15 protein-coding genes and 1 tRNA gene are annotated in these 15376 nt (G+C 70.7%); 4 read left to right on the forward strand and 12 right to left on the reverse strand.

Features of this window, described 5'->3' with window-relative positions:
- The first annotated feature begins 79 nt into the window (after positions 1 to 79).
- Positions 80 to 829 (forward strand): LuxR C-terminal-related transcriptional regulator, encoded by a 750-nt coding sequence (locus ACVHNB_RS03060; protein ID WP_428952975.1) that lies wholly within the window; start codon positions 80 to 82, stop codon positions 827 to 829.
- Between the two features lie 121 nt (positions 830 to 950).
- On the opposite strand, the gene tamR is transcribed toward ACVHNB_RS03060, so the two are convergent.
- Entirely contained in the window at positions 951 to 1448 is a 498-nt protein-coding gene (tamR, locus tag ACVHNB_RS03065; protein ID WP_428952974.1) for a MarR family transcriptional regulator TamR, read from the reverse strand.
- An 87-nt stretch (positions 1449 to 1535) separates the two neighbouring features.
- On the opposite strand from tamR, the gene ACVHNB_RS03070 reads away from it, so the two are divergent.
- On the forward strand, positions 1536 to 2351 hold the full coding sequence (locus ACVHNB_RS03070; protein ID WP_456227363.1) for a trans-aconitate 2-methyltransferase: 816 nt from the start codon (positions 1536 to 1538) through the stop codon (positions 2349 to 2351).
- A 47-nt stretch (positions 2352 to 2398) separates the two neighbouring features.
- Here the strand turns inward: ACVHNB_RS03070 and ACVHNB_RS03075 are convergent, their stop codons facing one another.
- A complete protein-coding gene (locus ACVHNB_RS03075) occupies positions 2399 to 3091 on the reverse strand; it encodes a TetR/AcrR family transcriptional regulator (RefSeq protein ID WP_428952972.1) in 693 nt (230 codons plus the stop codon).
- Positions 3092 to 3103: 12 nt separating this feature from the next.
- Entirely contained in the window at positions 3104 to 4096 is a 993-nt protein-coding gene (locus ACVHNB_RS03080) for an acyl-CoA desaturase (RefSeq protein WP_428952971.1), read from the reverse strand.
- 293 nt (positions 4097 to 4389) lie between these two features.
- Between ACVHNB_RS03080 and ppc the strand changes: the two genes are divergently transcribed.
- On the forward strand, positions 4390 to 7122 hold the full coding sequence (gene ppc, locus ACVHNB_RS03085; RefSeq protein ID WP_428952970.1) for a phosphoenolpyruvate carboxylase: 2733 nt from the start codon (positions 4390 to 4392) through the stop codon (positions 7120 to 7122).
- 1 nt (position 7123) lies between these two features.
- Here the strand turns inward: ppc and ACVHNB_RS03090 are convergent, their stop codons facing one another.
- The 7 genes from ACVHNB_RS03090 to ACVHNB_RS03120 all read right to left on the reverse strand — a co-directional run bounded on the left by ACVHNB_RS03090 (position 7124) and on the right by ACVHNB_RS03120 (position 12604).
- A complete protein-coding gene (locus ACVHNB_RS03090) occupies positions 7124 to 7597 on the reverse strand; it encodes a hypothetical protein (protein WP_456227364.1) in 474 nt (157 codons plus the stop codon).
- 64 nt (positions 7598 to 7661) lie between these two features.
- Positions 7662 to 8255, reverse strand: a complete 594-nt coding sequence (gene pth, locus ACVHNB_RS03095) for an aminoacyl-tRNA hydrolase (RefSeq protein WP_428952968.1) — start codon at positions 8253 to 8255, stop codon at positions 7662 to 7664.
- Between the two features lie 99 nt (positions 8256 to 8354).
- Entirely contained in the window at positions 8355 to 8942 is a 588-nt protein-coding gene (locus tag ACVHNB_RS03100; protein WP_428952967.1) for a 50S ribosomal protein L25/general stress protein Ctc, read from the reverse strand.
- A 175-nt stretch (positions 8943 to 9117) separates the two neighbouring features.
- Positions 9118 to 10095: a ribose-phosphate diphosphokinase gene (locus ACVHNB_RS03105; RefSeq protein WP_018529824.1), complete on the reverse strand. Its 978-nt coding sequence runs from the start codon at positions 10093 to 10095 to the stop codon at positions 9118 to 9120.
- Between the two features lie 120 nt (positions 10096 to 10215).
- Positions 10216 to 11670, reverse strand: a complete 1455-nt coding sequence (glmU, locus tag ACVHNB_RS03110) for a bifunctional UDP-N-acetylglucosamine diphosphorylase/glucosamine-1-phosphate N-acetyltransferase GlmU (RefSeq protein ID WP_428952966.1) — start codon at positions 11668 to 11670, stop codon at positions 10216 to 10218.
- A gap of 108 nt (positions 11671 to 11778) precedes the next feature.
- Positions 11779 to 11850: transfer RNA gene (locus tag ACVHNB_RS03115), tRNA-Gln, on the reverse strand.
- Positions 11851 to 11878: 28 nt separating this feature from the next.
- On the reverse strand, positions 11879 to 12604 hold the full coding sequence (locus ACVHNB_RS03120; RefSeq protein ID WP_456227365.1) for a hypothetical protein: 726 nt from the start codon (positions 12602 to 12604) through the stop codon (positions 11879 to 11881).
- A 166-nt stretch (positions 12605 to 12770) separates the two neighbouring features.
- On the opposite strand from ACVHNB_RS03120, the gene ACVHNB_RS03125 reads away from it, so the two are divergent.
- The gene (locus ACVHNB_RS03125; RefSeq protein ID WP_428952964.1) at positions 12771 to 14099 is read left to right on the forward strand and encodes a sensor histidine kinase; all 1329 of its coding nucleotides are present in this window, start codon (positions 12771 to 12773) and stop codon (positions 14097 to 14099) included.
- 74 nt (positions 14100 to 14173) lie between these two features.
- Here ACVHNB_RS03125 and ACVHNB_RS03130 read toward each other — a convergent pair whose 3' ends face one another.
- Both ACVHNB_RS03130 and ACVHNB_RS03135 read right to left on the reverse strand, forming a co-directional pair.
- Entirely contained in the window at positions 14174 to 14680 is a 507-nt protein-coding gene (locus ACVHNB_RS03130) for an SUKH-3 domain-containing protein (protein WP_428952963.1), read from the reverse strand.
- Positions 14680 to 15234 (reverse strand): YwqJ-related putative deaminase, encoded by a 555-nt coding sequence (locus ACVHNB_RS03135; RefSeq protein WP_456227366.1) that lies wholly within the window; start codon positions 15232 to 15234, stop codon positions 14680 to 14682. The genes ACVHNB_RS03130 and ACVHNB_RS03135 overlap by 1 nt, the downstream gene beginning before the upstream one ends.
- Positions 15235 to 15376 lie beyond the last annotated feature (142 nt).

Genomic DNA, 15376 nt, shown 5'->3' on the forward strand with positions numbered 1-15376 from the left:
GCGCCGTACCCGCGTTGGTCTGTTCCCCGACAATGGGGTCTCCCCTGCTCTTCAGGAGCGTGGGGAAGGGGGTTTTCACGTGGTTCGTATCCGGGTTCTGGTCGTCGACGACCACCGCATCTTCGCCGAGTCCCTCGCCGCGGCGCTCGCCGCCGAGCCGGACGTCGACGTGTCGGCCGCGGGCAGCGGTCCGGCCGCCCTGCGTTCCCTGGACCGGGCGGCAGCCGAGGGGCGCAGATTCGATGTGCTGCTGGTCGACGCCGACCTGGGCGCGGCGTCCCTGCAGGGCATGCGCCCGCCGACCGTCGTGCCCGACGGTCCCGCGCAGGACGGGCTCGTCGACGGCATCTCGCTGGTGGCGGGCGTCCGTTCGGGCCAGCCCGCGGTGCGCACGGTGGTGCTCGCCGAGCGGGACGACCCGCGCCGCGCCGCACTCGCCCTGCAGGCGGGTGCCTCGGGGTGGGTCGCCAAGGACTGTTCCCTGTCGCGCCTGCTCACCGTCATACGGGGGGTGCTGCGCGACGAGACGCATCTGCCGCCGGCGCTGCTGACGGGGGTGCTGCGGGAGCTGACCGCGGCCCGCAAGCACCGGACCGAGTCGGAGCGGCTGGTCGAGTCCCTGACCCCGCGCGAGCGTGAGGTGCTGCGCTGCATGGTGGCCGGGCTCGGTCGCAAGGCCGTGGCCGAGCGGCTGTTCCTGTCGCCGCACACGGTGCGCACGCATATGCAGAACGTGCTGGGGAAGCTCGGGGTCCATTCGACGCTCGCCGCGGTCGCGCTCGCGCGCCGGGCGGGGGTCGGGCCTGTCGATCTCGAGGCCGCCAGCTGATTCCGCCGGGGTGATCCGGGCGGGCGGCTGCGGGTCTCGTCGTGGCTGGTCGCGCAGTTCCCCGCGCCCCTGAGACGCGCACGTCGTGCGGTGTTTCAGGGGCGCGGGCCTGTGTCGAGCGTCAGCCGGGGATGTTGTCGAACGGGGCCGTCAACTGGCGGAGCAGCGCCGCGAGTTCGCCGCGCTGCGTCCGCGAGAGCTCGGCCAGGATCGCCCGCTCCTGCGCGAGCAGACCCGCCAGGGCCTGGTCCGCGCGGTCCCGGCCCTCCTCGGTGAGCCGGACCAGGACGCCGCGGCGGTCACTGGGGTCCGGGAGGCGCTCGACGAGGCCCTTCTTGGTGAGCCGGTCGATGCGGTTGGTCATCGTGCCGGACGTCACCAGCGTCTGCGTCAGCAACTGCCCGGGGGAGAGCTGATACGGCTCCCCGGCGCGGCGCAGTGACGTCAGGACGTCGAACTCCCACGGCTCCAACTGGTGCTCGGAGAACGCGAGACGGCGGGCGCGGTCGAGATGACGCGCCAGCCTGCTGACCCGACTGAGCACCTCGAGGGGCTCCACGTCGAGGTCGGGGCGCTCCCGGCGCCACGCTGCGACCAGACGGTCGACCTCGTCCTCCATGGCGATCAGTGTAGAGGGTGTGTCGACATGAAGTCTCTTGATCTCAAGTCTCTTGACATCGAGATATGTGGTGGGGACCCTGATCCCATGAACACGACCTCGCCCACCTGGGACCCGCAGCAGTACCTCCGGCACGCCGACCACCGCGGCCGCCCCTACGTGGACCTGCTCGCCCGCGTCCCCGCCCTGCCCCGCGAACCGGCCCGCATCGCCGACCTGGGCTGCGGCCCCGGCAACGTCACGACGCTGCTCGCCGAGCGCTGGCCCACCGCGCACATCACCGGCTACGACAACTCGCCCGAGATGCTGGCCAGGGCCGAGCCGTACGCCGGACCCACGGCCGGCGGCGGCCGCCTCGACTTCGCGCACGCCGACCTGACGCACTGGACGCCCCCGCAGACGTACGACCTGATCGCGTCGAACGCCACGCTCCAGTGGGTCCCCGGGCACGCCGACGCCTTCCCGCGGCTCCTGGACGCCCTCGCGCCCGGCGGCACCCTCGCCTTCCAGGTGCCCGGCAACTTCGAGGCCCCCAGCCACGCCCTGATGCGCGAACTCGCCGGGACCGCGCCATGGCGGGCCCGGCTCGCGGGCGTGCTGCGGCACGCCGACGCGGTCCTCGCGCCCGCCGCGTACCTGGAGCGGCTCGCGGACCTCGGCTGCGCGGTGGACGCGTGGGAGACGACGTACCTGCATCTGCTGGCGGGCGCCGACCCGGTCCTGGACTGGGTGAAGGGCACCGGCCTGCGCCCCGTCCTCACCGCCCTCGCGGACGACCCGGAGGCACGCGACGCGTTCGTCGCCGCGTACCGCGACCTGCTCCGCGAGGCCTACCCGACGACACCGCACGGCACGGTGCTGCCGTTCCGGCGGATCTTCGTCGTGGCGGTGAAGCCCGCGTGACCGCGGCCCTGGACCGACCCCGTCGGTGACCTGCTGGAGCTCTCGGATCAGCTCTTGCGGTGCCCTATCAAGCGGGGCTTGGGCTCCAGGCCGTCCAGGCCGTGCCAGGCCAGGTTCACCAGGTGCGCCGCGACCTCCGCCTTCTTCGGCTTACGGGCGTCCAGCCACCACTGGCCGGTCAGCGCGACCATCCCGACCAGCGCCTGCGCGTACAGCGGGGCCAGCTTGGAGTCGAAGCCGCGGGCCTTGAACTCGCGGCCCAGGATGTCCTCGACCTGCGTGGCGATGTCGGAGATGAGCGAGGCGAAGGAGCCCGTGGACTGCGGGATGGGGGAGTCACGGACCAGGATGCGGAAGCCGTCCGTGTACTCCTCGATGTAGTCGAGGAGCGCGAAGGCCGCCTGCTCGCACAGCTCACGCGGGTGCCCGGCCGTCAGCGAGCTGGTGACCATGTCCAGGAGCTGGCGCATCTCGCGGTCCACGACGACCGCGTACAGGCCCTCCTTGCCGCCGAAGTGCTCGTACACCACCGGCTTGGAGACCCCGGCCCTGGCCGCGATCTCCTCCACCGACGTGCCCTCGAACCCCTTCGCGGCGAACAGCGTGCGACCGATCTCCAGCAACTGCTGCCGGCGCTCGGCCCCCGTCATCCGGGTACGGCGCGCACGCCGTGTCTTGTCGGGCCTGTCACTGCCCGCGTTGCTCGGGGTGCTTGAGTCGGTCGCCACGACTCCCATCATGCCGTGTTGACGTCACGCCGCGTCGGCGGCCTGCGGCTTGCGCCGGGAGGCGATCCGGTCCTTCGAGGGCCAGCGCACGTCATGCGCCCAGCCCAGCTGCTCGAACCAGCGGATCAGGCGCGCCGAGGAGTCGACCTGGCCGCGCATCACACCGTGCCGCGCCGACGTCGGGTCGGCGTGGTGCAGGTTGTGCCAGGACTCCCCGCAGGACAGCACCGCCAGCCACCACACGTTGCCCGAGCGGTCGCGGGACTTGAAGGGGCGCTTGCCGACCGCGTGGCAGATCGAGTTGATCGACCAGGTCACATGGTGCAGCAGGGCCACCCGCACGAGCGAGCCCCAGAAGAACGCCGTGAACGCGCCCCACCACGACATCGTCACCAGACCGCCGATCAGCGCGGGCAGGAACAGCGACAGGATCGTCCAGAAGACGAACTGACGGGAGACCGCGCGGATCGCCGGGTCCTTGATCAGATCCGGCGCGTACTTCTCCTGCGAGGTCTGCTCCTCGTCGAACATCCAGCCCACGTGCGCCCACCACAGGCCCTTCATCAGGGCCGGCACGGTCTCCCCGTAGCGCCACGGCGAGTGCGGGTCGCCCTCCGCGTCGGAGAACTTGTGGTGCTTGCGGTGGTCCGCGACCCAGCGCACCAGCGGACCCTCGACCGCCATCGAGCCCATGACCGCCAGCGCGATGCGCAGCGGCCGCTTCGCCTTGAAGGAACCGTGCGTGAAGTAGCGGTGGAAGCCGATCGTGATGCCGTGACAGCCGAGGTAGTAGAAGAACACCAGCAGGCCCAGGTCCAGCCAGCTGACCCCCCAGCCCCAGGCCAGCGGCACCGCCGCGACCAGCGCCAGGAACGGCACGGCGATGAACAGCAGCAGCGTGATCTGCTCCAGCGAGCGCTTCTGCTCACCGCCCAGCGTCGCCGACGGCAGCGCGCCGGACGGTGATCCGGACGCCGCCTCGGGGGCGTCTTCGATCACATCGGAACGTGTGGTCATAGGAGTCCCCTGTAAGTCGAGGGTTGAGAGGGTCTGAGACGGGTCAGGAGATCCACGGAGATCCGCGGACAGAAAGCCTTCGCCATGCCTACGGTTCCGTAACCTACGGCGTCGTAAGTATGGCAGCGTGCAGCCGGGCGGCAAGAGGCCCCGGGGCGTGCTGCAGGTGCAGGCACATATCCTTGGAAACGGTCGGACAGCGCGGTCCGCTCTGAATCTCCACCCGGGACTTCTACCCGGTTCCGGGGTTCCCTCCCTCCAGACGAGCTTCACCACTGCAAGGAGCCGCACCTGTGAGCAGTGCCGATCAGACCGCTACGAGCACCAGCCCCGAGCTGCGCGCCGACATTCGCCGCCTTGGTGACCTGCTGGGCGAGACCCTGGTCCGCCAGGAGGGTCCCGAACTGCTCGAGCTGGTCGAGAAGGTCCGCCAGCTGACCCGCGAGGACGGCGAGGCCGCCGCCGAGCTGCTGCGCGGCACCGAACTGGAGACCGCGGCCAAGCTGGTCCGCGCCTTCTCCACGTACTTCCACCTGGCCAACGTCACCGAGCAGGTGCACCGTGGCCGCGAGCTGCGCGCCAAGCGCGCCGCCGAGGGCGGCCTGCTCGCCCGCACCGCGGACCGCCTCAAGGACGCGGACCCGGACCACCTGCGCCAGACGGTCGAGCACCTGAACGTGCGCCCCGTCTTCACCGCGCACCCCACCGAGGCCGCCCGCCGCTCGGTACTGAACAAGCTCCGCCGCATCGCCGAGCTCCTGGAGACGCCGGTCCTGGAGACCGACCGCCGCCGCTACGACACCCGCCTCGCCGAGAACATCGACCTCGTGTGGCAGACCGACGAGCTGCGCGTGGTCCGCCCCGAGGTCACCGACGAGTCGCGCAACGCGATCTACTACCTGGACGAGCTGCACGCCGGCGCCGTCGGCGACGTCCTGGAGGACCTCACCGCCGAGCTGGAGCGCGTCGGCGTCAAGCTGCCCGAGGACTCCCGGCCGCTGACCTTCGGCACCTGGATCGGCGGCGACCGCGACGGCAACCCGAACGTCACCCCGCAGGTGACCTGGGACGTCCTGATCCTCCAGCACGAGCACGGCATCAACGACGCGCTCGACATGATCGACGAGCTGCGCGGCTTCCTCTCCAACTCCATCCGCTACACCGGCGCCACCGAGGAGCTGCTCACCTCGCTCCAGGCCGACCTGGAGCGGCTGCCCGAGATCAGCCCCCGCTACAAGCGGCTGAACGCCGAGGAGCCCTACCGGCTCAAGGCGACCGCGATCCGGCAGAAGCTGGAGAACACCAAGGACCGGCTGGCGAAGAACACCCCGCACGTCGACGGCCGCGACTACCTCGGCACCGCCGAGCTGCTGCACGACCTCACCCTCATCCAGACCTCGCTGCGCGAGCACCGCGGCGGCCTGTTCGCCGAAGGCCGGATGAACCGCACGATCCGGACCCTGGCCGCGTTCGGCCTCCAGCTCGCCACCATGGACGTACGCGAGCACGCCGACGCCCACCACCACACCCTCGGCCAGCTCTTCGACCGGCTCGGCGAGGAGTCCTGGCGCTACACCGACATGCCCCGCGACTACCGCGGCAAGCTGCTCGCCAAGGAACTCCGCTCCCGCCGCCCGCTGGCGCCCACCCCGGCGCCGCTGGACGCGGCCGGCGAGAAGACCCTCGGCGTCTTCCACACCATGAAGAAGGCCCTCGACGTGTTCGGGCCCGAGGTCATCGAGTCGTACATCATCTCGATGTGCCAGGGCGCCGACGACGTGTTCGCCGCCGCCGTCCTCGCCCGCGAGGCCGGCCTCATCGACCTGCACGCCGGCTGGGCCAAGATCGGCATCGTGCCGCTCCTGGAGACCACCGACGAGCTCAAGGCCGCCGACACGATCCTGGAGGACATGCTCTCCGACCCGTCCTACCGGCGCCTCGTCGCGCTGAACGGGGACGTCCAGGAGGTCATGCTCGGCTACTCCGACTCCTCCAAGTTCGGCGGCATCACCACCTCCCAGTGGGAGATCCACCGCGCCCAGCGCCGGCTGCGCGACGTCGCCCACCGCTACGGCGTCCGCCTGCGCCTCTTCCACGGCCGCGGCGGCACCGTCGGCCGCGGCGGCGGCCCCTCGCACGACGCGATCCTCGCCCAGCCCTGGGGAACCCTGGAGGGCGAGATCAAGGTCACCGAGCAGGGCGAGGTCATCTCCGACAAGTACCTCGTGCCGTCGCTGGCCCGGGAGAACCTGGAACTGACCGTCGCGGCCACCCTCCAGGCCTCCGCCCTGCACACCGCGCCGCGCCAGTCCGACGAGGCCCTGGCCCGCTGGGACGCCGCCATGGACGTGGCGAGCGACGCGGCCCACGCCGCCTACCGCAAGCTCGTCGAGGACCCCGACCTGCCCTCGTACTTCCTCGCGTCGACACCGGTGGACCAGCTCGCCGACCTCCACCTCGGCTCCCGGCCCTCCCGCCGCCCCGGCTCGGACGCCTCGCTCGACGGCCTGCGCGCCATCCCGTGGGTGTTCGGCTGGACCCAGTCCCGGCAGATCGTCCCCGGCTGGTTCGGCGTGGGCTCCGGCCTGAAGGCGCTGCGCGAGGCGGGCCTGGACAGCGTGCTCGACGAGATGCACGAACACTGGCACTTCTTCCAGAACTTCATCTCCAACGTCGAGATGACGCTCGCCAAGACCGACCTGCGGATCGCCCGGCACTACGTCGACACGCTCGTGCCCGACGAGCTCAAGCACGTCTTCGCCGACATCGAGGCCGAGCACGAGCTGACCGTGCGGGAGGTGCTGCGGGTCACCGGCGAGCGGGAACTCCTGGACGCCCACCCGGTGCTCAAGCAGACCTTCGACATCCGGGACGCCTACCTCGACCCGATCTCGTACCTCCAGGTCGCCCTGCTCAAGCGCCAGCGCGAAGAGGCCGCCGCGGGCCAGGACCCGGACCCGACCCTCGGCCGGGCCCTGCTGCTCACCGTGAACGGTGTCGCGGCCGGCCTGCGCAACACCGGCTGACCTAGAAGCCGACGGCGACGAAGGCCGCCGTCAGCACCACGAAACCGGCGCCTCCCGTGATCCACGCGAGGCGCCGGTTCCGCATTCCGCCCGCGACCACCACCGACGCCAGCAGCAGCGCCCCGCCCAACGGCACCCACGCATGCAGAAAACCGGCCGTGCCCGCGCGCACGGCCGACGTGGAACCCGGCTTGAGCACCACCGGGAAACGGGCACCCTTCTTCTCGCCGATCGAGCGGTCGATCGTCACGCTCGCGTGCCGCTCCGCGGTCGGCGACGCCGGCGAGAACGGGCCGGTGCAGACATCGTCCGTGCACCGCGTCACCGTCATCGTGCCGCGCTCCCGGCCCGTCGGGAACATCACGTGCTGCGCATCGCCCCACGACGACCACACGCCGACGACCAGCAGCAGCGCGGCGAGCGCCGCCGCGGCGACCTGACGGGAGACCGAGAGAGCAGAGACCGCAGACGACATGGCCGGGATCCTTGGCCATGACCCTGCGGATGGTCAACTCCCGCCAGGGAAAAGTCCGTACAGGTCAGGAGTTGTACGTCGACTGCGCCCGCTCCAGGCCCTCGATGACGAGCGCCTCCACCGCGTCGGCCGCACGGTCCACGAAGTAGTCCAGTTCCTTGCGCTCCGCCGACGCGAAGTCCTTCAGCACGAAGTCCGCGACCTGCATCCGCCCCGGCGGCCGGCCGATCCCGAACCGCACCCGGTGATAGTCGGACCCCAACGCCTTGGTGATCGACTTCAGACCGTTGTGCCCGTTGTCACCACCGCCCAGCTTCAGACGCAGCACCCCGTAGTCGATGTCCAGCTCGTCATGGACGGCCACGATGTGCGCCGTCGGCACCTTGTAGAAGTCGCGCAGCGCCGTCACCGGACCACCGGACACGTTCATGTACGACATCGGCTTGGCGAGGATCACACGACGGTTCGCGGGCCCCGGCGGACCGATACGGCCCTCCACCACCTGGGCCTGCCCCTTGGTCGCCCGCTTGAACTTGGCGCCCATCCGCCGCGCCAGCAGATCGGCCACCATGAAACCGACGTTGTGCCGGTTCATCGCGTACTCGGGACCGGGGTTGCCGAGCCCGGCGATCAGCCAGGGGGCGTTGTCGTCGGACATGCAGATTCCTTTACGCGCGTACGTACGGGACGTCGATACAGCGGTACGGGGTGGCGGGCCGTGCCCACCACCCCGTACGACAGCTCAGACGCTGAAGGCTCAGGCCTCCGCGGCCTCGTCGCCCTCGGCCTCGGCCGGGGCCTCCTCGGCCTGCGCGGTCAGGACCTGCAGGACCACGGCGTCCTCGTCGACGGCCAGCGTGGTGCCGGACGGCAGCGTGACGTCCTTGGCGTGCACGGCGTCACCGGCGTCCAGGCCCGCCACGGAGATCGTGACCGACTCCGGGATGTGCGTGGCCTCGGTCTCGACGGCCAGCGTGTTCAGGACGTGCTCGAGCAGGTTGGCGCCCGGCGCCAGCTCGCCCTCGACGACGATCGGGAGCTCGACGGTGACCTTCTCGCCACGCTTCACGAGGAGCAGGTCGACGTGCTCCAGGAAGCCCTTCAGCGGGTCGCGCTGCACGGCCTTCGGGATCGCCAGCTCGTTCTTGCCGTCGATGTCCAGGGACAGCAGGACGTTCGGGGTACGCAGGGCGAGCAGCAGCTCGTGGCCCGGAAGCGTGATGTGGACCGGGTCGCCACCGTGACCGTAGACAACGCCGGGAACCTTGTTCTCGCGACGGATGCGGCGGGCGGCGCCCTTGCCGAACTCGGTGCGGGACTCGGCGGCGAGCTTGACCTCGGACATGTGCTCTCAACTCCTCGTAGATCAGGGGAAAGGGTCACCCGGCCACGAACGGCCTGCTACGAAGAGCGCGTCGATAACGGACAGTCGCACAAAAAGTGCGGCCTCCCTCGCCGAGCAACTTGTCCAGTCTACTCGGCGAGGAAGGCCGCACCCAAATGGATCTTCTACCTCAGAATCAGGCTTCGCCCTCGAAGAGGCTGGTGACCGAGCCGTCCTCGAAGACCTCGCGCACCGCGGAGGCGATCGTCGGGGCGATCGACAGGACCGTGATCTTGTCGAGCTCCAGCTCGTTCGGCGTCGGCAGCGTGTTCGTGAACACGAACTCGCTCACCTTCGAGTTCTTCAGACGGTCCGCCGCAGGACCCGACAGCACACCGTGCGTCGCCGTCACGATGACGTCCTCGGCACCGTGCGCGAACAGGGCGTCCGCGGCGGCGCAGATCGTGCCACCGGTGTCGATCATGTCGTCGACCAGGACACAGACGCGGCCCTTCACGTCACCGACGACCTCGTGCACGGTCACCTGGTTGGCGACGTCCTTGTCACGGCGCTTGTGCACGATCGCCAGCGGCGCGCCGAGACGGTCGCACCAGCGGTCGGCGACACGGACCCGGCCGGCGTCGGGGGAGACCACGGTCAGCTTGTCGCGGTCCACCTTCGCGCCCACGTAGTCCGCCAGGATCGGCAGCGCGAACAGGTGGTCCACCGGGCCGTCGAAGAAGCCCTGGATCTGGTCCGTGTGCAGGTCGATCGCGAGGATCCGGTCCGCACCGGCCGTCTTCAGCAGGTCCGCGATCAGACGCGCCGAGATCGGTTCACGTCCGCGGTGCTTCTTGTCCTGCCGCGCGTAACCGTAGAACGGCACGATGACCGTGATGGAGCGGGCCGACGCGCGCTTCAGCGCGTCGATCATGATCAGCTGCTCCATGATCCACTTGTTGATCGGAGCCGTGTGGCTCTGGATCAGGAAGCAGTCGGCACCGCGAGCGGACTCCTGGTAGCGGACGTAGATCTCACCGTTGGCGAAATCGAAGGCTTTGGTCGGGACGATCCCGACACCGAGCTGGTGCGCGACCTCCTCGGCAAGCTCGGGGTGGGCGCGGCCTGAGAAGAGCATCAGCTTCTTCTCGCCCTGCGTCTTGATCCCGGTCACAGCACTAGTCTCCTCAGACGAGTTCGTCCGCCGCAGCTGCCCGCGCGTCCCTATAGCAGCGAGCCAGGCGAATCGTGTGCACCTATCACGGTACGCCGTGTCGGACGCACCTGTTTCCGGTCAGCCCTCACTGTCCGGATTCCGGGAGGCCGCCTCGGCCGCCTTCGCGGCCGCACTCCCCGGACGCTTCCGGGCCACCCAACCCTCGATATTCCTTTGCTGGCCCCGGGCCACGGCCAGCGAACCGGCCGGCACATCCTTCGTGATCACGGAGCCCGCGGCGGTGTACGCACCGTCCCCGACCGTGACAGGCGCCACAAACATGTTGTCCGAACCGGTCCGGCAGTGCGACCCGATCGTGGAGTGATGCTTGTCCTTGCCGTCGTAGTTCACGAACACGCTGGCCGCACCGATGTTGGTGAAGTCACCGATCGTCGCGTCGCCCACATAGGACAGGTGCGGCACCTTCGTGCCCTCGCCGATCGTCGCGTTCTTCGTCTCGACGTACGTGCCGACCTTCGACTTCAGACCGAGACGAGTGCCGGGGCGAAGGTACGCGAACGGGCCGACACTGGCCTGCGGGCCGACCTCGGCACTGTCGGCCACCGTGTTGTCCACCCGGGCGCCGGCGCCCACCGTGGTGTCCGTGAGACGCGTGTTGGGGCCCACGACGGCGCCCTCGCCGATGTGCGTCGCCCCGTTCAGCTGCGTGGACGGCAGCACCGTCGCGTCACGGTCGAAGGTCACCTCGACATCGAGGAACGTGCTGGCCGGGTCCACGATCGTGACGCCGTCGAGCATCGCGCGCTCGAGAAGACGGTCATTGAGGATCCGGCGGGCCTGCGCGAGCTGCACCCGGTTGTTGATACCGGCGATCTCCCGGTGGTCGCGGGCCACCGACGCACCGACCCGGTACCCGGCGGAACGCAGGATCCCCAGCACGTCCGTCAGGTACTCCTCGCCCTGACTGTTGTCCGTACGCACCTTCTTCAGCGCGTCGGCGAGCAGACGGCCGTCGAACGCGAAGACACCCGAGTTGATCTCGGTGATCGCGCGCTGCGCCTCGGTCGCGTCCTTGTGCTCGACGATCGCCGTCACCGCGCCGGAGCCGGTGTCGCGCACGATGCGGCCGTAGCCGGTGGCGTCCGGGACGTCGGCCGTCAGCACGGTCACCGCGTTGCCGTCGGCGGTGTGCGTGGCGGCGAGGTCGGTCAGCGTCTCCCCGGTGAGCAGCGGCGTGTCACCGCACACCACGACGACGGTCCCGTCGAGGGTGCCGTCGGGGACCAGGCCCTCCAGGCCCATCCGCACGGCGTGGCCCGTGCCGTTCTGCTCGGCCTGTACGGCCGTGCGCGCCTCGGTGTCGATGACGGTCACATGCCCGGCGACCTTCTCGCGCTCGTGGCCGACGACCACGACGAGCTGCTCGGGGTTCAACTCCCGCGCGGCGGCCAGCACATGCCCGACCAGGGAGCGGCCGCAGAGATCGTGCAGGACTTTGGGCGTGGCCGACTTCATGCGGGTGCCCTCACCCGCTGCGAGAACGACGACGGCGGCCGGGCGGATGGCGCTCACGGGTGTGCCCTTCGGCTTCGAGTGGGGTGGACATCCGCAGGATACCGGGGCGTTCTGGGGTGGAAACGGGTGCGGGGCCCGGCGATGACCGGGCCCCGCACCACGAAGCTCCCCCGCCAGGACTCGAACCCGGACAAATGGCACCAAAAGCCACGGTGCTGCCAATTACACCACGGGGGAATGAAGCCGCCGAAAAGCGGACATTCCTTCAACTCGTCGAGTGAGCACCCAACACTATGCCGTACCAAGTGCCTTCCATGCGACGGTACAGCTCAGCGCTCCGGCGGACGTAGATGACCAGGCAGCCGTGATAGGCCGCCCGCGTGTTCTTCCGTACTGTTCGCGGATTGTGCCTCTTGAGCGTGGCCTTGCTGAACGCGCTCACGTCGACACCGACGACGTCGGCCCAGAACGCCTCGGCGGCGCGCACGTCGGCGGATTCGTGGATGCTCAGACGCAGCGTCAGGCGGTCGGGTGTGACTCCCAGGAGTGCGAGCCAGCGCATGAAGAGGCGGATCACGTCGGGGTCGCTGTTGATGAACTGCAGTGCTTCGCTGCGGCGGTAGGGCTTGCTCTTGGTGCCTTCCGCCCAGTAGAGCGCGACGCCGGTCAGGAACAGATCGCGCTCCGACAGGCGCCCCACGGCGTCGGCCGCGGCCTGCCTCGCCGCCCGGCGTTCCTGATCCTGGGCGGAGCGCAGTTCCGCCAGTCCTGCGTTCATCCGCGCGCGCTGTTCCTCCGGTGTGCAGCGCGGCTGCGGTTTCGGCAGGTCCCGTACCCACAAGGAGACCGAACTCTTCGAGCAGCCCAGCTCGGCCTTGATCTCGTTGTACGTCAGGCCCTGGCGGCGCAGCTCGCGGGCCCGCTCTCGTACGTCGTCCTTCGCCCTCGGGCGCCCGGTCCGCCCCGCGGACTTCCCTGTGGTCTCCGTCATACGCCAAGGCTTGTCCGGAATACGGGCGTCCGGTGGGGAAAGGGGTGTGGCTCAGCAGTTCGAGGGATACCGGCCGGTTTCGCTTCTGTTCGATTGCGGGCAGTGGTGTAGGCCAGTAAGCAAAACTCGCCGGAAATCGGGCGGCGTGCGCCCGTAGGCTGGAGGCATGACCACGACGGGGGAAGTTCACCGAGCCACGGCCGGGGGGCCGTGGTGGTGGGAGCGGCGGCGTGCTGCCGTGCTGGATGTGGGGCTCGCGGCGGCGTCCGCCGTGGAGTGCGCGTTCGAGGGGGTGCCCTTCGCGCACAAGGCGGGGCTGCCGGCCTCGGTGGGGATCGTCTTCGGGGTGCTGACCGGCGCGACGCTGCTGCTGCGGCGGCGCTGGCCGATCGCCGTGGTGCTGGTCTCGGTCGCGGTGACGCCGGCGCAGATGGGCGTCATGCTCACCGTCGTCGGGCTGTACTCGCTGGCCGCGTCGGAGATGCCGCGGCGGATCATCGGGGCGCTGGCGGGGATGTCGTTCCTCGGCACGCTGATCGTCTCGGTGGTCCGGGCCCAGCAGGACATGGTGCACAGCGACCGGCTGCAGGTGGGGGGCTGGCTCGTCCCGTTCGTCGCCATCACCACGTCGCTGGGCGTGACCGCCCCGCCGCTGCTGCTCGGGCTGTACGTGGGCGCGCGGCGCCGCCTGATGGAGAGCCTGCGGGAGCGGAACGAGTCGCTGGAGCGGGAGCTGTCGCTGCTCGCGGAGCGGGCCGAGGAGCGGGCCGAGTGGGCGCGGGGCGAGGAGCGCACGCGGATCGCGCGGGAGATGCACGACGTGGTGGCGCACCGGGTGTCGCTGATGGTGGTGCACGCGGCGGCGTTGCAGGCGGTGGCGCGCAAGGACCCGGAGAAGGCGGTACGGAACGCGGCTCTGGTCGGGGACATGGGCCGTCAGGCGCTGACGGAGCTGAGAGAGATGCTGGGGGTGCTGCGGGCCGGGGAGCCGGTGCCGGAGCGCGGCAGAGCTGTCGAGGCGGTGCCGCTGGCGGCGGTGGGGGTGGCGGCGGCCGCGGCGGCGTCCCGGGCCGAGGCGGAGGCCGGGGCGGTGGACGCGGGGCCGAGCCTGGCGGAGCTGGACGAGCTGGTGGGGCAGTCCCGGGAGGCCGGGATGGTGGTGGAGATGATCGTGGAGGGGGAGACCCAGGGGTACGCCGCGGTGGTGGAGCAGACCGCGTACCGGGTGGTGCAGGAGGCGCTGACGAACGTGCACAAGCACGCGGCCGGCGCGAAGACGTATGTGCGGCTGGCGCATCGCGGGGCCGAGGTGGCGATGCAGGTGGAGAACGAGCGGCCGCCGGTGCCCGCGGACGCGTCCTCGGTGGGGCTGCCGTCCGGGGGGAACGGGCTGGTCGGGATGAAGGAGCGGGTCGCCGGGCTCGGCGGGGTGTTCGTGTCCGGGCCGACGGACGCCGGGGGTTTCCGGGTGTCGGCGGTGCTGCCGGCCGCGTAGGCCGTGCCCGGCGCATCCTGCCGCGAGCGGGAGGCGTGGGCCGCCCGGGCGTGGCCTGATCCGCCGGACGGGCCCTACACGGCCTGGAGGCGGGGTGGCTGGACGCCGGTGATCAGGGTTTCCAGGGCCTGGTCGATGTCGGGGCCGAGGTACCAGTCGCCGCTGTGGTCGAGGGCGTAGACGCGGCCCTCGGTGTCGATCGCGAGCAGGGCCTCCGTGCCGGACTCCGCGCCGAGCGGGCTCACCTCCGTGTCGAGGGCGCGGCCGAGGTCGCCGAGCGTGCGGGCCATGTGGAGTCCGTGCAGGGGGTCCAGGTGGGGCTGGGACGGGGCTATCCGGCGGCCGGGCCCGGTGGGCGTGAGGTGCAGGCCGCCGAACTCCGCCCAGGCCTCCACCGCTGCCGGGAAGACGGCGTGCCGGTGGCCGGCCGGGGAGACGTGGGTGCGCAGTGCGTCGGCCCAGAACTCGGCCTGCTTGATGTCCCAGCGCCCCGGCTGCCAGCCGGCGGCGCGCAGTGTGGAGTCGACGAGCGTGGTGAAGCGGGTGCTCGAAGTGCGGTCCGCGGAGGCGGAGTTCGGCATCAGTGCGGGGCCTCGCTGTCGGCTGCGTCGGTGGAGGGGTCTACTACGTGCACGCCGAAGTGGGCCGTCAGTGCGGCGCAGGCGCGACAGGGCCGGGCGAAGCCGCCGTGCAGCGGGTCGCCGTCCTCGCGGATCCGGCGGGTGGTGAGCTTGGCGTGCTTGAGGGCCTTGCGGGCCTCGCTCATCGTCATGGGTCTGCGCCGGGCGCGCTTCGACTTCTCGGTGCGCTCGGCGTCGGTGGCCGCGAGGTGGCGGGAGATGAGGATGACCTCGGCGCAGCGTCCGGTGAACCGGTCGCGCTGCGCGCTGGTGAGCGTGTCCAGGAAGTCCTGGACCAAAGGGTGGAGTTCGGGTGCCTGTTCGCCCCGGGCGGCGGTGGACGTGAGTGTGCTGCCGCGCACCGAGAGCGCGGCGGCGACGGCGGGCAGGATGCCGTCGCGGCGGCCGCGCAGTACAGGGACGTCGGCGGAATCGGCGGCGCTCCAGCCGACGCGTGGGTCGTGGCCGGACGGCGCGTCCGTGGGTGCGGATGACTCTGCGGTACCGCTGTGCATGTGGTGCTTCCCCTCCTGCAATCCCCCAGGTTGCCTGGACAGAGTGCCAAACGGGGCGGCTGGTGCGGAAGCCGGTACCCGCTGACACGCCCGATCGTCACGGGGTGGTGACAGTGGGGTGACTGCTGGTCATGGAACCGGA

The sequence above is a fragment of the Streptomyces sp. YJ-C3 genome (genome assembly GCF_053891275.1).